The sequence below is a fragment of the Candidatus Nitrospira bockiana genome, from assembly GCF_965152565.1.
Map to the genome: position 1 here is coordinate 4,259,216 of NZ_OZ224215.1, position 19,818 is coordinate 4,279,033.

General features: G+C 60.6%; 22 protein-coding genes. 10 read left to right on the forward strand and 12 right to left on the reverse strand.

Translation table 11 applies throughout. The annotated features are described in order from the left end of the window. Positions 1–2 precede the first annotated feature (2 nt). The 4 genes from ACWHYV_RS20900 to ACWHYV_RS20915 form a co-directional block, all read right to left on the reverse strand. On the reverse strand, positions 3–2,219 hold the full coding sequence (locus ACWHYV_RS20900; protein ID WP_447978426.1) for a GumC family protein: 2,217 nt from the start codon (positions 2,217–2,219) through the stop codon (positions 3–5). Between the two features lie 11 nt (positions 2,220–2,230). Then, positions 2,231–2,839 (reverse strand): UpxY family transcription antiterminator, encoded by a 609-nt coding sequence (locus ACWHYV_RS20905; protein ID WP_447978427.1) that lies wholly within the window; start codon positions 2,837–2,839, stop codon positions 2,231–2,233. A 61-nt stretch (positions 2,840–2,900) separates the two neighbouring features. Further along, positions 2,901–4,274 carry an outer membrane beta-barrel protein gene (locus ACWHYV_RS20910; protein ID WP_447978428.1) on the reverse strand — a complete coding sequence of 458 codons (1,374 nt, stop codon included), beginning with the start codon at positions 4,272–4,274 and terminating at the stop codon, positions 2,901–2,903. A gap of 466 nt (positions 4,275–4,740) precedes the next feature. After that, positions 4,741–5,211 carry an arsenate reductase ArsC gene (locus ACWHYV_RS20915; protein ID WP_447978429.1) on the reverse strand — a complete coding sequence of 157 codons (471 nt, stop codon included), beginning with the start codon at positions 5,209–5,211 and terminating at the stop codon, positions 4,741–4,743. 493 nt (positions 5,212–5,704) lie between these two features. On the opposite strand from ACWHYV_RS20915, the gene ACWHYV_RS20920 reads away from it, so the two are divergent. Together ACWHYV_RS20920 and ACWHYV_RS20925 are read left to right on the forward strand one after the other, a co-directional pair. Further along, positions 5,705–6,178: a response regulator gene (locus tag ACWHYV_RS20920; RefSeq protein WP_447978430.1), complete on the forward strand. Its 474-nt coding sequence runs from the start codon at positions 5,705–5,707 to the stop codon at positions 6,176–6,178. Positions 6,179–6,202: 24 nt separating this feature from the next. Continuing rightward, a complete protein-coding gene (locus ACWHYV_RS20925; protein ID WP_447978431.1) occupies positions 6,203–6,550 on the forward strand; it encodes a hypothetical protein in 348 nt (115 codons plus the stop codon). Between the two features lie 104 nt (positions 6,551–6,654). Here the strand turns inward: ACWHYV_RS20925 and ACWHYV_RS20930 are convergent, their stop codons facing one another. The 4 genes from ACWHYV_RS20930 to ACWHYV_RS20945 form a co-directional block, all read right to left on the reverse strand. Continuing rightward, positions 6,655–7,158, reverse strand: coding sequence for an outer membrane beta-barrel protein (locus ACWHYV_RS20930; RefSeq protein ID WP_447978432.1), 504 nt, complete (start codon positions 7,156–7,158; stop codon positions 6,655–6,657). Positions 7,159–7,457: 299 nt separating this feature from the next. Then, on the reverse strand, positions 7,458–7,826 hold the full coding sequence (locus ACWHYV_RS20935) for a hypothetical protein (protein ID WP_447978433.1): 369 nt from the start codon (positions 7,824–7,826) through the stop codon (positions 7,458–7,460). Between the two features lie 14 nt (positions 7,827–7,840). Further along, complete coding sequence (locus ACWHYV_RS20940; protein ID WP_447978434.1) at positions 7,841–9,208, reverse strand: tetratricopeptide repeat protein; 1,368 nt, start codon at positions 9,206–9,208, stop codon at positions 7,841–7,843. 107 nt (positions 9,209–9,315) lie between these two features. Continuing rightward, on the reverse strand, positions 9,316–9,516 hold the full coding sequence (locus ACWHYV_RS20945; protein WP_447978435.1) for a hypothetical protein: 201 nt from the start codon (positions 9,514–9,516) through the stop codon (positions 9,316–9,318). Between the two features lie 288 nt (positions 9,517–9,804). On the opposite strand from ACWHYV_RS20945, the gene ACWHYV_RS20950 reads away from it, so the two are divergent. Continuing rightward, positions 9,805–9,969, forward strand: a complete 165-nt coding sequence (locus tag ACWHYV_RS20950) for a hypothetical protein (protein WP_447978436.1) — start codon at positions 9,805–9,807, stop codon at positions 9,967–9,969. A gap of 159 nt (positions 9,970–10,128) precedes the next feature. Next, a complete protein-coding gene (locus ACWHYV_RS20955) occupies positions 10,129–10,296 on the forward strand; it encodes a hypothetical protein (protein WP_447978437.1) in 168 nt (55 codons plus the stop codon). Positions 10,297–10,802: 506 nt separating this feature from the next. Here the strand turns inward: ACWHYV_RS20955 and ACWHYV_RS20960 are convergent. Then, positions 10,803–11,975 carry a phospholipase D-like domain-containing protein gene (locus ACWHYV_RS20960; RefSeq protein WP_447978438.1) on the reverse strand — a complete coding sequence of 391 codons (1,173 nt, stop codon included), beginning with the start codon at positions 11,973–11,975 and terminating at the stop codon, positions 10,803–10,805. A 228-nt stretch (positions 11,976–12,203) separates the two neighbouring features. Between ACWHYV_RS20960 and ACWHYV_RS20965 the strand changes: the two genes are divergently transcribed. The 3 genes from ACWHYV_RS20965 (at position 12,204) to ACWHYV_RS20975 (ending at position 14,342) form a co-directional block, all read left to right on the forward strand. Then, positions 12,204–12,893, forward strand: a complete 690-nt coding sequence (locus ACWHYV_RS20965) for a DUF2238 domain-containing protein (RefSeq protein ID WP_447978439.1) — start codon at positions 12,204–12,206, stop codon at positions 12,891–12,893. 57 nt (positions 12,894–12,950) lie between these two features. Next, positions 12,951–13,649: a hypothetical protein gene (locus ACWHYV_RS20970; protein WP_447978440.1), complete on the forward strand. Its 699-nt coding sequence runs from the start codon at positions 12,951–12,953 to the stop codon at positions 13,647–13,649. A 477-nt stretch (positions 13,650–14,126) separates the two neighbouring features. Next, positions 14,127–14,342, forward strand: a complete 216-nt coding sequence (locus tag ACWHYV_RS20975; protein ID WP_447978441.1) for a hypothetical protein — start codon at positions 14,127–14,129, stop codon at positions 14,340–14,342. Between the two features lie 167 nt (positions 14,343–14,509). Here ACWHYV_RS20975 and ACWHYV_RS20980 read toward each other — a convergent pair whose 3' ends face one another. Continuing rightward, on the reverse strand, positions 14,510–15,652 hold the full coding sequence (locus ACWHYV_RS20980) for a DUF2235 domain-containing protein (RefSeq protein WP_447978442.1): 1,143 nt from the start codon (positions 15,650–15,652) through the stop codon (positions 14,510–14,512). A gap of 289 nt (positions 15,653–15,941) precedes the next feature. Between ACWHYV_RS20980 and ACWHYV_RS20985 the strand changes: the two genes are divergently transcribed. Continuing rightward, positions 15,942–16,490, forward strand: a complete 549-nt coding sequence (locus ACWHYV_RS20985) for a UpxY family transcription antiterminator (RefSeq protein WP_447978443.1) — start codon at positions 15,942–15,944, stop codon at positions 16,488–16,490. Between the two features lie 89 nt (positions 16,491–16,579). Continuing rightward, a complete protein-coding gene (locus tag ACWHYV_RS20990; RefSeq protein ID WP_447978444.1) occupies positions 16,580–16,741 on the forward strand; it encodes a hypothetical protein in 162 nt (53 codons plus the stop codon). A 150-nt stretch (positions 16,742–16,891) separates the two neighbouring features. Here the strand turns inward: ACWHYV_RS20990 and ACWHYV_RS20995 are convergent, their stop codons facing one another. After that, positions 16,892–17,728 (reverse strand): hypothetical protein, encoded by an 837-nt coding sequence (locus ACWHYV_RS20995; RefSeq protein WP_447978445.1) that lies wholly within the window; start codon positions 17,726–17,728, stop codon positions 16,892–16,894. A 451-nt stretch (positions 17,729–18,179) separates the two neighbouring features. Between ACWHYV_RS20995 and ACWHYV_RS21000 the strand changes: the two genes are divergently transcribed. Further along, positions 18,180–18,551, forward strand: a complete 372-nt coding sequence (locus ACWHYV_RS21000) for a hypothetical protein (RefSeq protein ID WP_447978446.1) — start codon at positions 18,180–18,182, stop codon at positions 18,549–18,551. A 680-nt stretch (positions 18,552–19,231) separates the two neighbouring features. On the opposite strand, the gene ACWHYV_RS21005 is transcribed toward ACWHYV_RS21000, so the two are convergent. Then, positions 19,232–19,726, reverse strand: a complete 495-nt coding sequence (locus ACWHYV_RS21005) for a response regulator (RefSeq protein ID WP_447978447.1) — start codon at positions 19,724–19,726, stop codon at positions 19,232–19,234. Between the last annotated feature and the right edge of the window lie 92 nt (positions 19,727–19,818).

A 19,818-nucleotide genomic window follows, 5' to 3' on the forward strand; every position in this document is an offset into this window, starting at 1 on the left:
GCTCACGCTTTCACGAGCGTCTCGTGCCGCCCCTGCTTGTGCTGCGCATCCTTTCCATAGTAGCCGTAGAAAGACGGCATCTCTTCGAGACGCACCTTTTGCACTACTGCACCGAGGAGTCGTGCCCGGCCGGATCGTGTGATGCGCTGAACAGTCAAGCGGCAGGCGTCACGGCTCGTCTGCCCCGCACTGGTCACCAGAACAACGCCGTCCACCTGATCCGCGAGGATCACGGGATCTGTGACGGGCATGACCGGGGGCGCATCGAAAATCACCTGATAGGCTTGTGCCCTGCAGAATTCCATCAGCTTCTGCATGCGGCTCGAATGGAGGAGCTCGGAAGGATTCGGGGGGATCGCCCCATGGAAAATGACGAAGAGGTTCGGCACGTGGCTGGGATGAACGATCTCTTCGGGTTCGGCTTCCCCGGCAAGAAAGTGCACCAGGCCCTTCCCGCTTTTCTTACCGTTCCCGTTTGAAGACCGGAACATGTCGTGGAGCCGCGGGCGTCGGAGATCGGCGTCGATGAGGATCACCGGCCCCTGACCGAGCTGGGCCATGGCGATCGCCAAATTGACGGCCAACGTCGTTTTCCCTTCCCCCTCGCAGGCGCTTGTCACCAACACGGACGCCGGTCGTCTTTCGGCGGAAGACAGCAGCACGCTCGTGCGAATCGATCGGACGCTGTCGGCTATGGAACTCGTCGGATGCTGCACGAGAACCAGTTCGACCGGTTGTGTCTCCTTCCCAACCAACGGCACCATCCCAAGAATCGGCAAGGTGGGCAGATGCCGTTCCAGGTCCTCGGGTCCTTTCAAGCTGCTGTCACAATATTCCCGCGCGAAGGCAAGCCCTACTCCGGCCATCGCCCCGACGAGCAACGCCAAGATCGTGTTGAACACGGTTTTGGGCCTCAGCGGGGCGGTCGCCGGAACCGCGGGATCGGCGAGATAAATGTTGCTGGCCTTCATCTCGGCGGACAGGTCCGCTTCCTTCATTTGCTTCAAGAACGTGTCGTAGAGCTGCCGATTGCTGTTCGCCTCTCGGTTCAAGAGCTCATATTGCACGCTGTGCTGCTCCAGCAGGACCTTCTCCTCTTCCTGTTTGGCCACCGCGGCCTTGATCAATCGCTCCCGTTCCAGCGCCACTTGATACTCATGCTTGACCGAATAGTAGATCTTCTCGATTTCGCGCCGGATCTGCTCACGCAGGTCCTTCAGTTCTGAGACCGCGTGGGCGATCTTGGGGTGCCGTGGCCCGTACTTCTCCGAGAGTTCCGCCAGATGTCCCGAGACCTTCACCTCCTGCCCGGTCAGCGTCTGGATGAGCGTCGAGTTGAGCACCTCCGCTGAAGCGATCAGCCTGGCCCAGTCGATCGAATCCCGGGTCGAGCCGGTCTGACGCACCGAAGCAATTTGCTGCAGCCGGGCAGACGCCTCCGACCGCTTGATTTCCGCCTTCACCAGCTCGGAGTTCAGCTCGGCCAGCTTCTGGGCCGAGATCGTCTGGCGCTCGTTCATGTCGATCAGCCCATACTTCGCCCGATAGGCGTAGAGCGCTTCCTCGGACTCCTCCACACGCTTCCGCAGCTCGTCCAAATGGCTTGCGAACCACTGGGCCGCTCTCTCCTTGATCTTCGCTTTCAATTCCAGCGTCCGATCGATATAGACCGACGCCAACGTATTCGCCGCCTCCGCGGCGAATCGCGGGTCCTCGGAAAGCACGAGGACATGGGCCAGCCTGGTCCCGCGGACCGGTTTCACCTCCACACGGTCTCGGAATTCCTTGAGCAGCAGCTGTTCGGAATCTTCCAATGAGGCTGCCCGCGCCCCGGTGCCCGTCACGAGCGCGGCCAACACGCTGGTGAGCCAGCTCCGATGCACGCGATATTCCGGGCGTTCGGCAAGGTGCAGCACCTGCGCCGCCTCCTTGAGCACCTGGTGGCTCTTCAACAACTCGAAATGGGTTTGAACGTATTCGGGGCTCGTGTCCGTCGCATAATTCTGCTCCGCGATCAGCATGCTCGGGCCTTCACGCTCGATGACCACGGCAGCCTTCGCTTGATAGATGGGGGTCTGCATCAGAGACCAGAGGGCGACCGCCGTGGTGAGGGCGACCGTCACGCCTATGATCACCGAGAGGTGACGCCGGCAGAGTGCGATGTATTCCAGCACCGAGCCGGTCGTGTTCTCCGGCGCGAGATTCGATCCCGGTGTCACAGGAAGAGGACTCATACCGTTGTGCAGACCTGCTGGCGCGGGTGGGCCCCCAGAGGGGCAGCCGGCCGTGCGACAGCCAAGGGCCCGTCGAGGGCGATGACGCTCCCGGCATCGATGTCGACCACGGCCGCCTGCTCGATCAAGCGTACGGCAATGACGAGCCGGCACTTGCTGGCCATTCGAATCAGCGATCCTCGGACACCTTGCAGGGGACCATGGATCACTTCCACCTCGACCCCCTTTCGCTCGTACCGCCCGTACTCGTACAGGAGATCGCTTCCCATCAGTCGTCTCAGGTGCTCGATCTCATCGTCGGGGATGGGAATCGGGCGCGGCCCATTCCCGACCAACTGGATCACACCTCGTGACTCCAATACCCGGATTCGGTCTTCGAGTCCGATACGTGCAAAGCAGTAGCCGGGGAATAAGGGGACTTCGACCTGCTGCTTTCGATCCTTCCACTGATTGACGGTCTTGATCGTGGGAAGAAAGTGCTCGATCCCTTTGGAGGCCAATTCCTCCCTCACGACCTTCTCATGGCGGGAGCGCGTCCACACGGCATACCAGGCAGGGCCATCCGTGCGCTTCTCGGCAGTGATCGATTGGGGTTGCATAGTCATTGTTCCCTGAGTCCGCAACGGCACGAGGACCGCGCGTGGTTGAGGTGAAGGTGGAACGAAGTTAGAGGGCTGCCTGCACCGAGAGCATCACCGTATTGGCTTGATACTCGAACGTCGAGGAGGTCGAAGAGCGGTGTTCGAACACGTATTGAAGGCCGAGGCCAAACCATTTGGTCGTTCGATAGTTCACCCCACCTCCCGCACTCGTCAGCACATCAGTACGTCGGGAGGTCGCACCAGTCCCACCACTATTCGCAACACTGGTGGCTTGATCGTGTTCGATGCCCAGGTTCGCGGTCAGTTGGATCCTGTCCGTCACCGAGTGTGAGGCGGAGAGGTTGACGCCCGTGGCGGTGAAGAAGACCGCGCTGCCGACCACGTCCTGGATGATCGCCCGGTACGGCTGGAGCAAGACCGTCGAGTACGAGGTCGGCTTCCAGGAGATTCGTCCGGAGACGAACAGGTTGGAGTAAGAATCCCGGTCTCGTTGGAAACGAGCCAGGAGCGGGGTCGATGGATCGCGCTGAGCGTCGTCGAACCTCAAATATTGATACCCCACTTGGATCTCTCCGCTGGTTTTCTCAGTGGCATCCCACTTGAGCCCCCCGCTCGCGGTATAGGTCGTCGCGTCGAGGTTGGTGTTCTGCTCGTAGGTGGTGTGGACCGCGCCGACGTTGAGCAAGGCCGATGTCTTGGGGAGGATGCGTCGCAGCACGGTGAGCGATCCCACGGTCGCCAGGCGATTTCGGATGAGGTCCTGGTTGTTGTTGAGATAGGTCCACTGAATGGCCTGGGTCGTGAGAACGATGCTCGTTTTACTTCCGATGATCTGCGCCTGTCCGGTGAAGCTCTTGGTCGCCCACTTGTTCACCTCGACGCTCTGCGTGTCGACGGCGGTTCCTCTGGGATCGTGGCCGAGCTTGTATTCCCCTTGAAGATCCAACCGCAGCCCGAAGGGAAAGTTGAGCTTGAGCCCGACCGCCGCCGTCTGATCTTGGACGTTGTTGCTCGGGGTCCGTTCGTAGAACTGGAGATTCGTCCGGTAATCCATCACGAGGAGATGTCGTTGAACGAACGGCAATTGGACTTGGATCCCAGGAGCCACCGTATGGAAGAAGTCGCTCTGTCGTTTGGTGTTCAAACGGAAGACGTTATCGGTATACATCTCGGCGAGCCCCAGGCTCGGATGCACACGCACCGGTCCGATTCTTGGAAGGTCGCCGGGAATGAGACGAACGAGAGTGCCGGGGAAGAGCGGATAATACCCCGTAAGTGGAAACAACGGAGTCGAATATAAGGCGCTCAGCAGCGCGGGATTGCTGAAACCGGACAGCCACAACCACCCCGTTCCGCCGAATAAGAATTGCTGTCCTGATTGACCGGACGGCACGGTCACCTGCCCCCAACCCGGTGTGACGGTGAAGAATGTCACCATCGCGACGGCCAGACCACGACAGAACCACCGGCGACATGCAAACGACATAGCTATGCCAAGGAACGGTCGCCGGGACTGCGCACCGTCGACCGTCCCGCAGTGTTACTGGACGATCCTTCCCGCCCCAACGCAGGCGGGAAGGACCATTCCGGTATGAGCGATTGCCTGAGAGCTCGAGCCTACCGAGACACGGGAGGCCGATCCGGGGGGCGGCCGGGAGGGCCATTCTGGGGATCCACAGGAGGCCGATCGGGCGGCCGGCCGACCGGGGCACGACCAGACTTACCAGGGGGGGAGATATCCGGTTTCTGACCGCTCGCCTGAGCAACGAGAGCACGTCCACCGCTACCGGCGGGCGGTTCTGCGGCCGCCATGCCGGCCGCGGTCGCAAGAGCAAAGAATGCGAGCGCACTCGCTACGGTACGTAACCTCATAGATCCTCCTTGGTTGGTGGTACAGGGATGCACTAGGGATGCGAATTCCTTTGGGCGGTGATGACTGGCGGATGCGTGCGGCTGGTAGCCGGAAGGTTGTTCATCGCGGGGAGCAGCCATTTCACTTTCGATTCCAGCTCGTCTCGAAGCTGACGGTAGGCCGACAGTGGCGCCCCTCCCCGGATCGCATTCGGGTCGGCAATGTTCCAGTGGAGCCGATGGATATGGGCGGGCAGCGCGGGAAGTTTTGTGAGCGCATTCGGACAGAGCGTCACGATCAACATCACGTCATCCAAGGGGACGTCGTCGATCGTTTTTGGATAATGCACCGAAATATCGATGCCGCGCTCCTGCATCACCTGCACGGCCATCTGGTCCAGCGGATGAGGACGGATGCCTGCGCTGAACGGCTCCACTTGGCCGATGCCGTAATAGCGCGCGAAGCCTTCCGCCATCTGACTGCGGCAGGAATTCGCGGTGCACACGAACAGCAATCGCTTCATGAGATGTTCCGCCCTCCATGGAGTCTACACATAGCTTCGCCCATTCACTTACAGCACGTACGGCGGGCGCTAAAACGCAAGCTGAGTGCCAAGATCAATCACCTTGAATTGTTGTGCCTTGCGAGTCGTACGTAGAGAATGGGACGCACAAATGTGAACAACCGTGACGAATGAATGTGAATTTTCCAACAGCCCCTCACGATATGGAAACCGTGCGGTCCCGACGGAACGGCGACGTGCGTGTGGCAAGCCATGGAGGTTCTTGCGCTCGCGCTCTTGCTGCTGAAGGATGGCTCGAACCGATGAACAGGATCTTCCTGACCGCGGGTTCGCCGGAGACCTTGAAAAGGCGCTTCGTGTTCATTTCTGTCTACCACCTTCTCCTTGGGGTCTCATGCATTCTCGATAGATCAAGTGATTCTTGGGGGCACGGCGTCTGCATGCCCTTCACCGTGAGAAGTATCGCGACAAGACAACGGAGAGGGATGGCGCCATGGACTCCTTCGATGAGACCACGCGAGCATCTTCCCTTGAAACCATTCTCCTTGTGGAGGACGATCCCTCCATCCGGATGTTGCTGGGGTACGAGCTGAGCCACGCGGGCTATACGGTTCTGAGCGCGAGCATGGTAGAAGAGGCGCTGAAGCTCTGCAAAGAGTACGACGCGCCGATACAGTTGTTGATCACCGACTTGGCCCTGCCTCAAGGGTTGCGGCTCGCAATGGGACGACCAGAACCGACCTTGGCGGGACTCGACCTGGCTGCCGAAGCACTGAAACTCCGCCCATCACTGCAGGTCCTCTTCATATCTGGTCAACCGGAGGAGGTCTTGGAACGGTTCCAAGTCCGGCAGGTCGCCGCGACCCTCCTGCGGAAACCCTTCGGCTCCGACACCCTACTCCGCGCGGTTCGGGCGCTGTTGTCCTTGCCCGTGAAGTACGGCTGGCTCCCGGGGCACACCCGCTAAACCCTAACGCTCGGGACTCGATCGATGATAGCCGGGGTGGCGCTTCTCATCGGCTTCCTCTCCGGATTCATGCTCTCCATGCTCCGGGTCGTCTTCTATCAGTGGGATCCGCTTGGGTTCGAGGACGAGACGACGACGTTCATGGTCCTGTTCCTTGTCGACGCAGGAGTCACGAGCGGTCTGGTGGGGATTGGAGCGGGATCCGTCCAGGCGGTCTGGCCCAGGGGGGCCACCGAGTCGGTTATCGCCGGCAGAGTCCTCCGAGAACCCGGGAGAACGCCCCTATTGATTCTTGCCGGGATCCTTAGACTCTTCCATGCCTTTTTCTTCCATGGGCGGCTGGTCGCTGCCTGGCTCGGGCGACACGCCTAGCTCGGTCGGACTCTGCTCGCCCGGCGGCTGGCTGGGCTTCTTGTCGTGCTGCGGCTTCACGTCGGGTTCCATTCCCACGGTCTCCGCACCCGAGCCAATGGTCGTCAGAACCGGATGCCGAAATACAGCGCGGGCATCACGTTCGTGTGGAGATCGACTTCCCGGCCCCCTGCGCGGTACGTCCTCCCGAGCGACGTGAAGTTGAGCAGGAAGTCGGCCGTGACCGCGAGCTGCTTCGTCACCGCATAGTCGAACCCCACCCCGATGGGAAGCAAGAAGGAGGCAGAGGTATCGGCAATCCCGCTATCACGGTCCTTGATGCCGGCCCGGACGAAACCCAGGCCGCCTTGGAACACGACCTTGGCCCGGTTGTCCCCCGGGATCGCCCACCAGTACTTGGCCTGCGCGGAGAGGCCGAACAGGAAATCGTTGCCGGCGCCGGCGTATTGGCCGAGCGGGCCGATGGAGAGGTTCGGTGCGATGAAATAGTCGGCGTGGCCCTTGAAGGCAAAGTCAACGGCGCCGTCGGGCGTGTTGCCCATGAAGCCAAGCCCGGCGCCCCCGGACCATCGGCCCGCCTGCAGATCAATCACTTCGCCAGTGGCCACTCCGGGCGTCGTCAAACCGACAGCCGACAGCACAAGAACAGCGGAAACGGCAAGGACAGGAATGCATGACCATCTCATGAGAACGCTCCCTCCTGATGACGTGAGAATCGGCGAGCCGCATCCGTCTGGATACCGGCTCGTTGTTTAGCAGTCTTGTACGGAAACAGGGGAGGCGACATCAAGCGGCATTGGTGCGGTTGGTCTGTCAGCCGCTGGAAGGGACCGGGTAGTTTCGGGAGACCCGAACGTAAAGGAACACGGCTGGAGGGGGCCTGAGTGGCAGCGGAACCTGTACAAGGCTACTGCCACCCTCGGACCTCATACCCCCGAGCCATCAGGCAGTGCTCCAGACCCCGTTGATAGGCCTGACGCGACAAGACCGGATGCGGGACGTCCATCGTTCCGAGCACCACGCCGCTGGGGGCGAGAACGGGCGGAATCAACCGATGCGGCTGCATACTCCATGGCGCCGTCTCCCACACCGTGTGCTGACACGCCCGCAAATCGCGCTCCGTATCATACCGTCCGGCTGTCTTCATCTCTGATGAGGGTTCGAAGATGGGGTGAGGAAGGGAGCGACCGGTCGCGCAGCCGGCACTCGCAAGCAGCAGCACGAGAAGCGGGAGCCACGATGATCGCTCGACGCACATCCGCTGAATCGCTCTCACTTGAGCCGCCTGTGTCACTTCAAGAGCCCGCGGTCAGGCCGAGGATGGGCCTGGAGCCAAGAACGGGCCGACCGGACGCGTTCATCGGCCGTCTCAGGGACAAGAGCCAGAAAGGACTGGAAGGCGCGGGCCGCATCGGGAATCTGCCCCATGGAGGCCAACGCGACGCCGAGGTTGTACTGTAATGTCGGCTCCTGGCTTTGGTGCCTCAAGGCTTCACGATAGACGGCGACGGCTTCTTCGGGATGACCGGCGGCCTGAAGAGCCGCCCCAAGGTTGATCGCTGCGGCCGCGTGGGTAGGCTGGAGCCCAAGGACCAGGCGATACTCGGCGATGGCTGCGGATAATTGATTGTCCGCCTGCAGCAACGTCCCCAGATTATAGTGCGCGACGGCATGGTCGGGTTGCAGCCGGAGCACGGTGCGGTACTCTTCGATGGCCGCAGACGCATCCCCCTTCCGGTGAAGCAGGTAGGCCCTCCCCAAGTGGGCGTCTCGGTGATCCTCCTGCATTGTGATCACCTGTTCAAACTCGACGAGCGCCTGGGCCAGGTCGCCCTGCACCATGAACACGGTGGCGAGGCGGTAGTGGCCATCCACGGAGTCCGGCTGAAGCCGGATGGCGCTCTGGTATGCCTGGACCGCCTCCTCGAACCGGGCCTTCTCCTGGAGGGCGCCGGCCAGGTTGAGCCAATACCCTGCTTCGGCCTCCTTGCTTGCCAGACCGACGGCCTTGCGATACGCACTGATCGCGTTGTCGAGATCGCCGAGGGCTTCATACGCCAGCCCCAGGCTGTTGTACGCGCCCGCATGATGGGGCTGTAACCGGATGACTTCCCGAAGCTCAGCCACCGCCTCATGCAGCTTGCCGGAAACCCGAAGAGTGACGCCCAGGTTGTAGTGCAGCCGCGGATCGTGTGGTTTGACGTGAAGGGCCATTCGGAACTGTTCGATCGCCCCCGGTAGATCCCCGTCCTGGTGCAGCGCCAAGCCGAGGTTGGTGCGGATCGCGACCTCGTCCGGCCGCAATCGAAGCGCCTCCCGATACTTCTCAATGGCCGCCTCCAGGTTTCCCATTTCCTGAAGCGCCAGGCCGAGGGCGTGGTGTGCTTCGGCGAAGTCGGAGTCGAGCCGAAGCGCCTCGTAGTATTCCATGATCGCGGTCTTCAGGTCTCCCTGCGCATGAAGAGCTCGCCCGCGGTGATAATGGTCAGCGGGGCTTTCGGTGCGGTTGACGAGCCAGGCAGCCTGCGAGGAAACAGACCCGGCGCCGATGTGGTCGAATGAGGAAAGCGGGACGCCCCAGAGGTTCGGCGGCGCGAAGAGGCAGAGGAACGCAGGGAGCAGGGGAAGCGCCAGGCTGAGGCGGCGTGGGGGGTCCACATGCGTATTGTCGTCCCTCAGCCTTAGGTAGTCAACCGCACCTCAGGCACACCGCCCACATCGAACTGGCTCTCTTGGATTGACTCCCAGCCGGCAGCTCGGCTCAACTACGCGCTCTGACGATCGGCCTTGTGCTCGTAGTACTCGGACATAGGCTCGTAGACCTCGGGAGGAAGCGTCAGTTGCGTGTAGACATTGCACGCGTCAGGATCGTTGGTGTCCGGACAGATGGGGAACGACTGCTGCTGTTGCCATTCCAGGATGCGTTCTTTGCGGCGCGGACTGTAATCCTTCCCCTGCACTTGCATGCACAACGCCTTCGCCTGCTCACATGCACCTCCCCGCACCGCCCACCACCTCGCCAATGCCTAGAAGGCGTTCACAGCAACCAGTATCTCTCTCGATACAGTCGTATCCATGCCGATCATCGCGTAATGATCGACGGGCCAGCGGCCAGACGTTCTTCCTGACGAAACCATTCGAAAAGACTCATCTCTGTCCGAGCAGACGCGCTGGTATTGCCTTTGCTCAGGCTCACATCAAAGAAGTGAGGCGGCAGATCGAACCACGATCGTCAGACAGCGAAGGAGGACACCATGGAATGGATGGTACTCACCTCGGTGGCGACAGTGTTCGGGATGTTGGTGCTGGCTTTCGGGCAGCCGCAGAAAGGGACTTACCAGACTTTTGGGTCGGTGGTCCTCAACGCGCCTGAGCCCGAAGTCGAGAAGCATGAGCAGACGCACCGCTTGGCCGCCTAGTCCGTGAGACGGCTGAGACAGCAAGGACTGACTCGTGGATCGCGGTGAAAAGAGGGTGTGCCGGTACAAGTGCTTGATCGAAGGCTGACTGTATGGCCGTTCTGCTCTGGCCTTGATCCTGCTGTCGAAGCCTCTTCAGCAGACAACCAGGAGGTGACCATGAGCAGTGGAATGATCTTCGACTATCAGCTCGAGCTGGAGCACCGCCGGCAATTGATCCAGCGCGCCCGCACCGGAGACGAAGCGGCCCGATCGGAGTTGTTCGTCGAGTACGGCGTGGTGATCCGGGCAGGCAACGAGGTCGACAGACCAGCCGCGCGCTGCTAGCACCGCGCGTCGAACCGCTCGGTCGTGCCTACGGCTCCGGGGCTTCCTGTTCTCTACAGTCTCTTGAAGGCGAATCGAGCAAGCGGGCCCAAAGCTCGCAGCCCTCTTCCAGTACCCCGACGGGTCTAAGCCGCTAAGCGTGTGTCGGCTCGCTCCTCCCGAGCTCGAATTCGCTCCGTGAGGATCAACCGACCAAGATCAGTGAGCGCCATACCGTGCTGGCACATGTGGAGCGTTTGGTCAAGGAACTGATCATCGACTGGGTGCTTGACGAGGTGGGCCAGGATTTCGCGTTCTGTCACGGCCTGGTGAGTAGCCATGCGTCACCTCCTGAATATGAGGAGTACTGGTTTCAGGATACGCCTTCGTTCCAGACACGAGCAGGGAGATGGCCCGAAACGGAGAGTGGGCACGAGGACTACATGATTCGCAGTAACTCATGGTGCAGATCGACTTTTCCAGGACCGCCGGTTGACTGAGTTGCAGCAGGGAGAAAGGACGACCGGTCAGAAATAATCATGGAATGGACTGATCACCATACCGAGGAATCGAGCCAACCAGCCCCGCTTCGCCAAGTCCTCTCGTGAAATCCTCTTCGAGTGCGAGAGATCGTTCGAAAAGACCTCCTCCAGTCGCTGCGCGATGGATTCATCATAGAAAATCACATTCAGCTCGTCGTTCATGGCCATTGACCGGTTGTCGAGGTTGGTGCTGCCCACCGTGGCCCACATACGGTCGACGATCATCATCTTGGTATGCAGCAGTGCCGGTGCATACTCGTGCAGCTGGATGCCACCGTCGAGGAGCTCGCCGAAGCCTTCACGTTGCGATGCCTGTGTCACGTACTCGACGCCGGAGCTTCGGACGATGCTGGGGACGAGCACACGAACCGCCACCCCTCGTTGCACCGCGTTGACCAGCGCGGCGGTGAGCTGCTCGTCCGGTAACAGGTACGGCGTCGAAATCGCGATCGATCTGCGCGCAGAATTGATCGCTTGCAAGAACACGGGGTACATCGCAAAATTGTTGTGCAGGGGGGAGCTGCGCACGATTTGCGCCCGCACGGGCTGATCCCTCACCTCGACCGGGGGATAGGGGAAATACTCCGCTCCACCCAGCAGCATGTTGGTTGCTTCTCGCCAGTGTTCCACGAACGCCTCTTGGAGGTACTGAACGATCGGGCCTTCGAGGCGTACGTTGGTTTCCCGCCAGCGGCCTTCGGTGCGCCCGTCGCCGTTCCACGTGTCGTCGATGCCGTACCCGCCGGTAAATCCCAGGCGTCCGTCGACCACGAGGATGCGCCGGTGATTGCGTTTGTTGGTCCGTTCCAGATTCCACGGCCGCAAGGGGCGGAAGTCCGGGACGAGGGCGCAACCGGCCGTGCGAAGCGCCTCGACATAGCGCCCAGGCAGGTCGGCCGAGCCATGTGCGTCCAGGAGAATCGCGACCCGGACGCCGGCCCGACAGCGTTCGACAAAGGCCTCAACGAACTGATCGGCCACCTGGCCTTCGTGAAAAATGTAGGACTCGAACGTCACCGTGGTCCGGGCCGAACGGATCGCCTCGAGCAAACTGGGAAACGTTTCCTCGCCATTCAACAGAATCTCCACGCGGTTGTCGCCGACGAGAGGCGCCCCGGTGAAGGCCTCCATCGACGTCTGAAACGCCGGGGCCGTCATCGAAAGGACGGGGAGCGACAGCGGAGCCGGCGTCGTGGCGCACGCACCCGACCACAGGCAGATCAGCAGGATCAGGACGCAACGAGAACCCGGTCCCCCCTTAGGTACTGTCCCATGGTTACTCGCTGCACTGTCCGTATGGTATCTTGAACTCCGCCTGCCTTTGATCATCTGTACAGCCACCGAGAAGGAGGCCCTAGCGGTATGTGGATCCCGAAGAATGCCACCATGGCACGTCCCGTGTCCTTCATTCCTCAACTCATGCTGGCATGGTATCTCGCGTTGTTCGGCGTCATGGCGATCGCCCCGGTCGATCCAAGGATCTGGTGGGGCGCCAATGTCCTGCCGGTCCTCTTCGTCGCCGTCCTCGTCTTGACGCACCGGGCCTTCCCTCTTTCGAATGCCTCCTATGTCTTGATCACCATCTGGCTCACGCTCCACACCGTGGCGGTCCATTATACGTACCCACAAGTACCGTTGGGTATCTGGTTGGACCAGTGGTTCCATTTCCACCGCAACCACTTCGACCGGATCGTCCATTTCAGCTTCGGCTTTTTCCTTACGCTCCCGCTCGTCGAAGTGTTCCGTCGTCGTTGTCAGGTGACCGGCTGGCTCGTGCCGTACGTCGTCGTCATGACGGTCCTTGGCTTCAGCGCTTTCTGGGAGATCGTCGAAGCGTGGGTTGGGCAACTCGCTCATCCCGATGTGGAAAAGGCCCTGGTCGGACATCAGGGCGATGTCTGGGACCCGCAGCGGGACATGGCGGCCGCCTTGTACGGCTCTCTCCTGTACATGAGCCTGCTGGCGGCCATGCGGAAGCTCCGGGAGCCGGAACAGCAGCCAGCCGCATCGTGTGATGCGGCCGGGATGCTCGAAGGGGATTCCATGACGATGACCCTGGGCCACCACAGCAGGTAACTGGTAAGGCGGTTGGAGATGGCGCGCGGAGCGGTTCAGGCACTATACGAACCACCCATGCAACCGGCCAGGACGGGGCTGGGTGACAACCCGATCTGGCAGTTCCTCGATCACCCCGATCCACTGGTCTTGGAGTTGCTCCTGATCGAGTATTGCGCCCTTGGCGTTCCCATGACCGAGCCGGTTGAAGGCTGGATTCGGCGCGCAGGCGAGCGCTGCGAGGCGCTGGGCTATCGGGAAATTGGCAGCTTCCTAATCGCCCATGCACAGCAAGAGAAAGACCATCATAGGTGGTTTCTGGACGATACACGCGCGCTCGTTGGGCAGTTCAACGAACGCCATTCGGTGCATCTCCAAGCCGACTGGTTCCTGAGTCAACCGCTTCCCACGAGTGTGCTGGAGTACCGGGCGCTGCACGAAGAAGTCATTGGAGGAGACTCCCCGTACTGCCAGCTCGCGATTGAGTACGAGATCGAGCGGCTCTCCGTGGTGTATGGGGCAGCGGCCATGCCGAAGATCGCGAAGGTGCTGGGCGGACAGGTCATACAGGGGTTGCGATTTCTTGAAGAACACACCCGACAGGACGTAGGGCACACCGCGTTGAACGAAGCCAATCTGAACCAGTTACTCAGCGAACATCCTTCCGTCCTACCCAGACTGCTCGACGCCGCCCGCAGAGCATTGGACTGTTACAGCGCATATCTGTTCGACTGTCTGCGCCTTGCTCGTGGAGAGGCGGCCCGTCTCCAGGGATAAGCTCTTTTCGTCGTTCCTCGATCCTTGTTGACCGACGTCCGGGTCGGTCCGTTCAACCCACATCCCGTCGTGTGAGCCACCGTGATTAAACGGTGGTTCTTCTGCGCAGGACATTTGGCCATATTGTACTTCGCGATCATCCTACATATAGTTCCGTCCTGATAGCCGCGCCCGGGACAGCGAGCCTCAGGACAGGGCTGAGCCCGCGACACAGAACCCCGGCCGCCCCTATTCAGCCACCCTGCTCTGGCGCACTGTGGCCCTCCTCAGCGTGTTCGGTCGAGCTTCTCACTGTCGCCCGCCAGCTCCCGATACCCCTCGTCTCCCCAAGAGCGAGGCCCCGCTGAGGAGCGCCCTCTGTGCGGCACTGAGGTCCCATGACGGACATTGACCGTCCTGACTCACTTCGCATTGGTCCGAGTCTCCATTCGCATCTGCGGCTCGTATCTGCTCATAACCACGTGAGAGGAGGGCAGCATGTACAAGAATGCTTCGCTGCTGGTCGCGTTGGAACAGCTCAAGGAAATGGAGACTCGACGGCGTCTTCTCGCGCAGGCGCGCAAAGGGAACGAGAAGGCCCAGAAGAGGCTGTGGCAACTCTACCGTGTCCGTCTCATTCCTGGGAAGGCCATTGCTCCTGAGCTCGTGATGCGTTGGCAAGCCCGGATCGATCGCCCCTGTCCAACACCATAACCCGCTGGCCTCTCCGAGACCCTCAGTTCCGGGTGACCCGGGCGGCCATGAGGAAGCAAGACGGCGGTGCCTCATGGCCCCTGAACATCTCTCCCGTCAGAAATGCTCGCGGCTGGCGGACGGATCCGTCCCTTCGCCTGCCTGGTGGGTCGGCAAGGCCCCTGGTCCTATTCCAACCCGGCCAGCTTCCTCAGTCCCTGGTGATGCGGATGATAGGAAGCATCGTCACTCAACCGCTTCGCGACGGTCGGATCCGTGTCTTGATTCCGGTATTGGAGAGCTATTTCGCCGCGCGTCCTTGTCAGAATTGGACGCCGTACCGGTCGTGAGAACCACTGGTACAGCCCCAGCAAGAACTTCTCATACGTCCGCGTGACCTCCGCCGTGTAATTCGCCGCCGGCAGCGGGAACTCCTCCACCTCCAGGCCGATCGCCCGTGCGTCCTCGATCATCCACTTCAACGCAATGTCCGCCAAGGGTTGTTGAGGATGGTAGCCGCCGCCCACGTCGCCATGGGCTCCGATGAACCATCGTTGGCGCAGCCGGTCGTTCGTCCATTGATCGTCCGGCGTCCAAATGGCCGGCGTATAGTCCGCCCGGTATTCATCAATGGCGAGCGCATGGCGCGCATACTCGACCATGCCGCTCAGTTTCGTGTCATGGAACAGGTAGCGGTTCTTGTTGAAGACTGAGACCCATTGAAGGGTCTTGAGGGGCACACCGAGATTCCCGACGGTATCCCATACGCCGATCAACCGAATACGAGTCGCCAACGGTGGATTGGCGGCGGGGTTGGAGGGATCGTAGACGGGATAGGAGTGGGTCGCCCTGAAGCGCCGGCTGTGTTCGGTATCCGGCCCGGCGTCCCGCTGGCGATACAGGTCGTACGCCTCGGCGATTGCAGGCGTCTTCCGGATGGCCTCATCCAACTGTTCTTGGATCTGGGCGTCACTCAGCCCATGGAGCGCGAGGGGCGGCACGTCGTTGCGCCGCAGAATGCCACATTTCCTGATGAGTCCCACCAGGCTTCTCGCGGTATAAGCCCCGCGGCTGAAGCCGAAGAGGAAGATCCGATCGCCGGGCTCGTAGGTCAGCGCCAAGTACATGTACCCCTGCTGGATGTTCCGGCTCAACCCGAACCCGAAGGCGCCGCGGAGCTTCTCCCATCGGCTCGTCCCCACCCCTTCGTCGTACCACACGAGTTGCTCCTCGGTGCGCTTCAAGCGTACGGCCAATCGCCAGATGTTGGTCGCCGCCTCCTTTTCGGCCTTATTCCAAGTGCCATCAAAGCAGAGCACGATCCGCTTCATGCAGTAACCCTCCGACGCGCGAGGTCCCGATCGTCCGATTGTTCCGAACGGCAAGAAGCTCGCGAATAGATGCGGTCACCTGCCAGGTTCATCACCTCGGAGAATAGCATGGGACAAGGGAAGGACTCGGATGGTTTGAGCAAGGACGGATGAGCTCATACCTGAGTACGATAGCGGCGTAGGTGAAGCGATAAATACAGGCATTTCGATTCCCGACCAAGCTTTCTCAGTCGTCCGACTGCTTGGGGCTACGGCAAACGCTATAGAGGAGCTTGAAGAGGCCGGGAGTATGGAGCCCGAAGACGTTTCACACTGGTTTGCCCTCCGCACCCGTAGCCGGGCCGAAAAGGTCGTGCACGAGCAATTGCGTCACCGTGGTCTCGAAACGTTGCTTCCTCTCGTCACGAAGGTCAGCCAGTGGAAGGATCGAAAGAAGCGCATCGAATGGCCGTTGTTTCCAGGCTATTGCTTTGCCCGCTTTAAACCGGCGGAGAAGCTCACCGTGCTTCAGTCGCCTGGGGTCGTCGAAATCATCGGGAGTGCCCGAGATCAAGCGGAACCGGTCTCGGACGCTGAGATCGCTGCGCTGCAACGTCTCGTCGCAGCTCGAAAGCCCGCTGAACCGTATCCTTCCCTCATTGAAGGGATGGAGGTGGAAGTGATCCGCGGCCCGCTAGCGGGCATTCGGGGCAAACTCATCAGAAAGGGCAATCATTGCCGCCTGATCCTCGCGATCAACGTGATTCGCCAAGGAGCCGCGGTCGAAATCCAAGCTGAAGATGTCTTGCCCGTTGATCCTTCTCCAAGTCCCGGGGGCCTTCATGTTAACAGTGCCTGACCGCCTGAACGGGGACGGCTCTCGCTCGGAAGCGGGCCCTCCCTGTTTCCCGCCGCTCCGTTTTCAGAGCTGAGGAGGATCGCGGCGCGATGTGGGAGAACGGCGACACGGCCGAGATGGAGGCGGAACGGATTGTGGAGTATTTTCTTGGTCTCGAGCGAGACGATGATCTCTATTGCTTGAAAGAAGTGATTGCAAGCGCCCTGCGCAAGATGTACGAGGCAGGAAGGCACGCGAGACCCAAAAGATAGCATCGCTTGCTACTATCCGGAATACCGCTCCGCCATCCGGGTATAGACGTCGCGGGTAGATGACTCGGATTCGGGGCCTGCCCTTGGAACGCTGATCCTCCGGTCGATGACCGCCGACGGAGGATCGTGACGGCCTCATTGTCGTCTTACCTAAGCCCGGTCCCGGCTGCGGAGTGCGATTCTACGGGCGAGCCACAGTCCTGGCAAACCCGACGCCACGAGCAGCACTGACGTCGGCTCGGGGATGACCGTTTGCGGTTCACTGTAAATGAAGTCATCCATCGCCACGACCTCGATCCCGCCACCTTCAGTTGGCCCCAGGATGGTATTCCCCGTCGTAATTGCCACTCTTGAGATCAGTTCGCCACCAGTGAACGACACACCGACGAACGACAAACCGTTGTTTGCGGTCGGAGCAAAGAATTTGCCGAGCGAGCCACCATTGAGACTGAAGTATTCAATTCCCGTCGTGTTCGGAACGTCGACGTCGGTAAAGACCACCCCGAACGCTTGCACGGTTGCACGCAAGTTGGTGCCGGGGACAAAAAAGACTTGATCAGTCACCACGCTATTCGTCGGACTGAACAGCCGTGGCGAGCTGAAGGTCGTGAAACTACCCGGGTAGGTTGGATTGATGTTTCCGAATTCGGGCGCAGGTTGGCCACTAATGCTGAAAACGGTGGAGTCGGGCTCAAACAGTGCCCCGCGGTTCCCCTTGAACAAGTCATGCGGCATGTTGGTGAGGACGGGCGCCGCGGCCCCCCCTCCATCCCAGTTGATTTCTCGCCGCCCGGTCGCTAATGGCCCCGGCGCATTCCCGTTGTTCATGCCTCCAATCGCACCTCTAAAGGCATCAACGGTGTCTTGAATGGCGGGGCGGTCGACACCCGCGTCGGAAAAGACGACAGGGGCGGCGGTAGCAAGGCCGCCACTTCCCACCATCATCAGGCTGAATACCAACAGGCCACGCAGTATGAGGTGTGCCATGATCCGACCTCCTGGTATTTGTGAGGAGCCGCAATATCCGTGCTACCGAGCAAGGGCCCGGAAAACCGGGAGTTATGTTGGGGATTTGGGGGTAGGACCGTGAGGTGTCAATGCGCCTTGCAGGCAGGATGACCCTGCGGCGCAGCATGTTCGCGCCGAACTAGGCGATGTAGAGAGGCGCACGCCTCGCCTTGGCACTCCTGCTTAGGAGTCGGTCGTTACAAGGGCGCTTGTCGCATCCTGCCCCATGGTCCCGAAGAGGTGCGAGCCTGAGGCTCACCCTGAACGGGAAGAGTCCTTGAAGTGAGCCGTGATGCTTTCACAAGGCCTCGCTCTCGTCGGACATCTCATCACAGCTCTGGCTGATTCTACTGCAAAGGCGGTATAGGTAGACTTTGCAGTAGCCGGGCGCCCTCCGGCTTTTCCTTTGGCGTTCGTGCACCGTTCCGCCATGGCTGACGGCTATGAGTTCAATCTGAATGAACTCGGCGAGGAGGCGCTGGATGAGCTCGCTCGCCGAGCCGAAGAGGCTGGCCGATCGGTCGAGGAGTATGCCAAGTATCTCCTAAACCAAAGCCTCCTCGGTAAACGCCTCCAGGCGCTCGAGGAGCGTCTCCTGTTCGCTTGTGGGACGGTGCATCGCATTCCTTCCTTAGCCGAATCGACGCTCGACGAGCGAGTCCAGCATCTCAATGAAATAGTCCGACGATACCTCAACCGGGTCGATGCGGGTGACCGCTGGGCAGGACAGGAACTCCCATCCATCGTGAAAGAGTTGGACACCGTGTCTCGGCTTCTGAGGGACATGATCGAGGGGCGGTGACCTCTGTCACCCACGGAGCCGGGAGCGATGATCTCCTTGTGGTAAGCGACAAGGATCCAGGCACGATCGACACGGCCCCGGTAACCGGTCGTGCGCGAGGGCCTCTTCTCATCGATCCAGGGAACACGAGCAGGATCGACATCCGAAACGGAGCCTCGCGCTCGATCTGGCAGAACTCGATCTGGCAGAAATGGGTTGAGCTTCTAGAGCGAGAAGGGCGAATCTTAAGAACACGGTGGCTCTATAGTGAAGTTGGCTCACCACCTCAATCGATGCCCCCTGGAGGGGAATTGGAGCGGAATGGTGACTTTGAAGCGGAGGTCGTGAGCTGACGGAGGGATGGAGAGGCTGAGGGGTGCTAGCCGGGCCTGGCGGTCTTTACCAGCGACATCTTGTATGGCCGGTTATGCGCCGGTGCGAGCACCTTGCCCGTTTCATCCACCGCTCAGCCTCGAGATGAGGTTGCCATTGCTTCAGGGGGAGTTGTATCGGGCGAGCAAGGACTTTCGCGTGCACCTTCCTTCATCTTCGTCGTCAGAAGAGGACGGGTTCGAGTGCCGTAGATTGACCTACCGAAAGGTCACTGTTGGGCTTGAGAGAGGCCAAGGCCGGATCCCGGTAACCAGGCGCAGTTCTACCTGATGACCTGAGGCGCAGTGGGCTAAATCAGTCGAGGACGGTCACGAAGCCCGGCGAAGGGTGTCGTTCAGCCGTTGGTTGACTTGGTCGATGCGCTCGTGTAGCCCCAGCCCTTCTTCGTAGCTGGGAAGTGATTCGTACACTGGCGGGACGGTCCGACGTAGCAGTTCAGACCGAAGAATAGAACGCGTCACCACCGTGTAGAGGACATCGGCATCCAGGGGCTTTTCGAGGACCGCATACGCCCCGTACTTCGCCGCTTCTTGTTGCAGAGCGGCCGAGACGTAAGCGGTTAACAGAAGCACCGGGGTACCAGGAGCGAGGGTACGGGCTTCTTTCAAGAGTTCGATGCCGTCCCGACCCGGCATGCGAAAGTCGGTGACAATCACGTCGAACTGACGTTGCGTGATGAGCGAGAGGCCCTCCTTCGCGGTGGTGGCTGTTTCGAGCACAACCTCTCGGTTGCTTCGCTCTAATGCCTCCCTGAGCGCGAGAAGAAAATTCTCATCGTCGTCGATGGCGAGGATACGTGGCACCCCGTACTCCTGCCAAGACGGTACAGCACTCCCTGTCTTCGGTAAAGTCGGCGACAAATAGCCCGGATTTCTAACTGCCTGACAGACTCCTT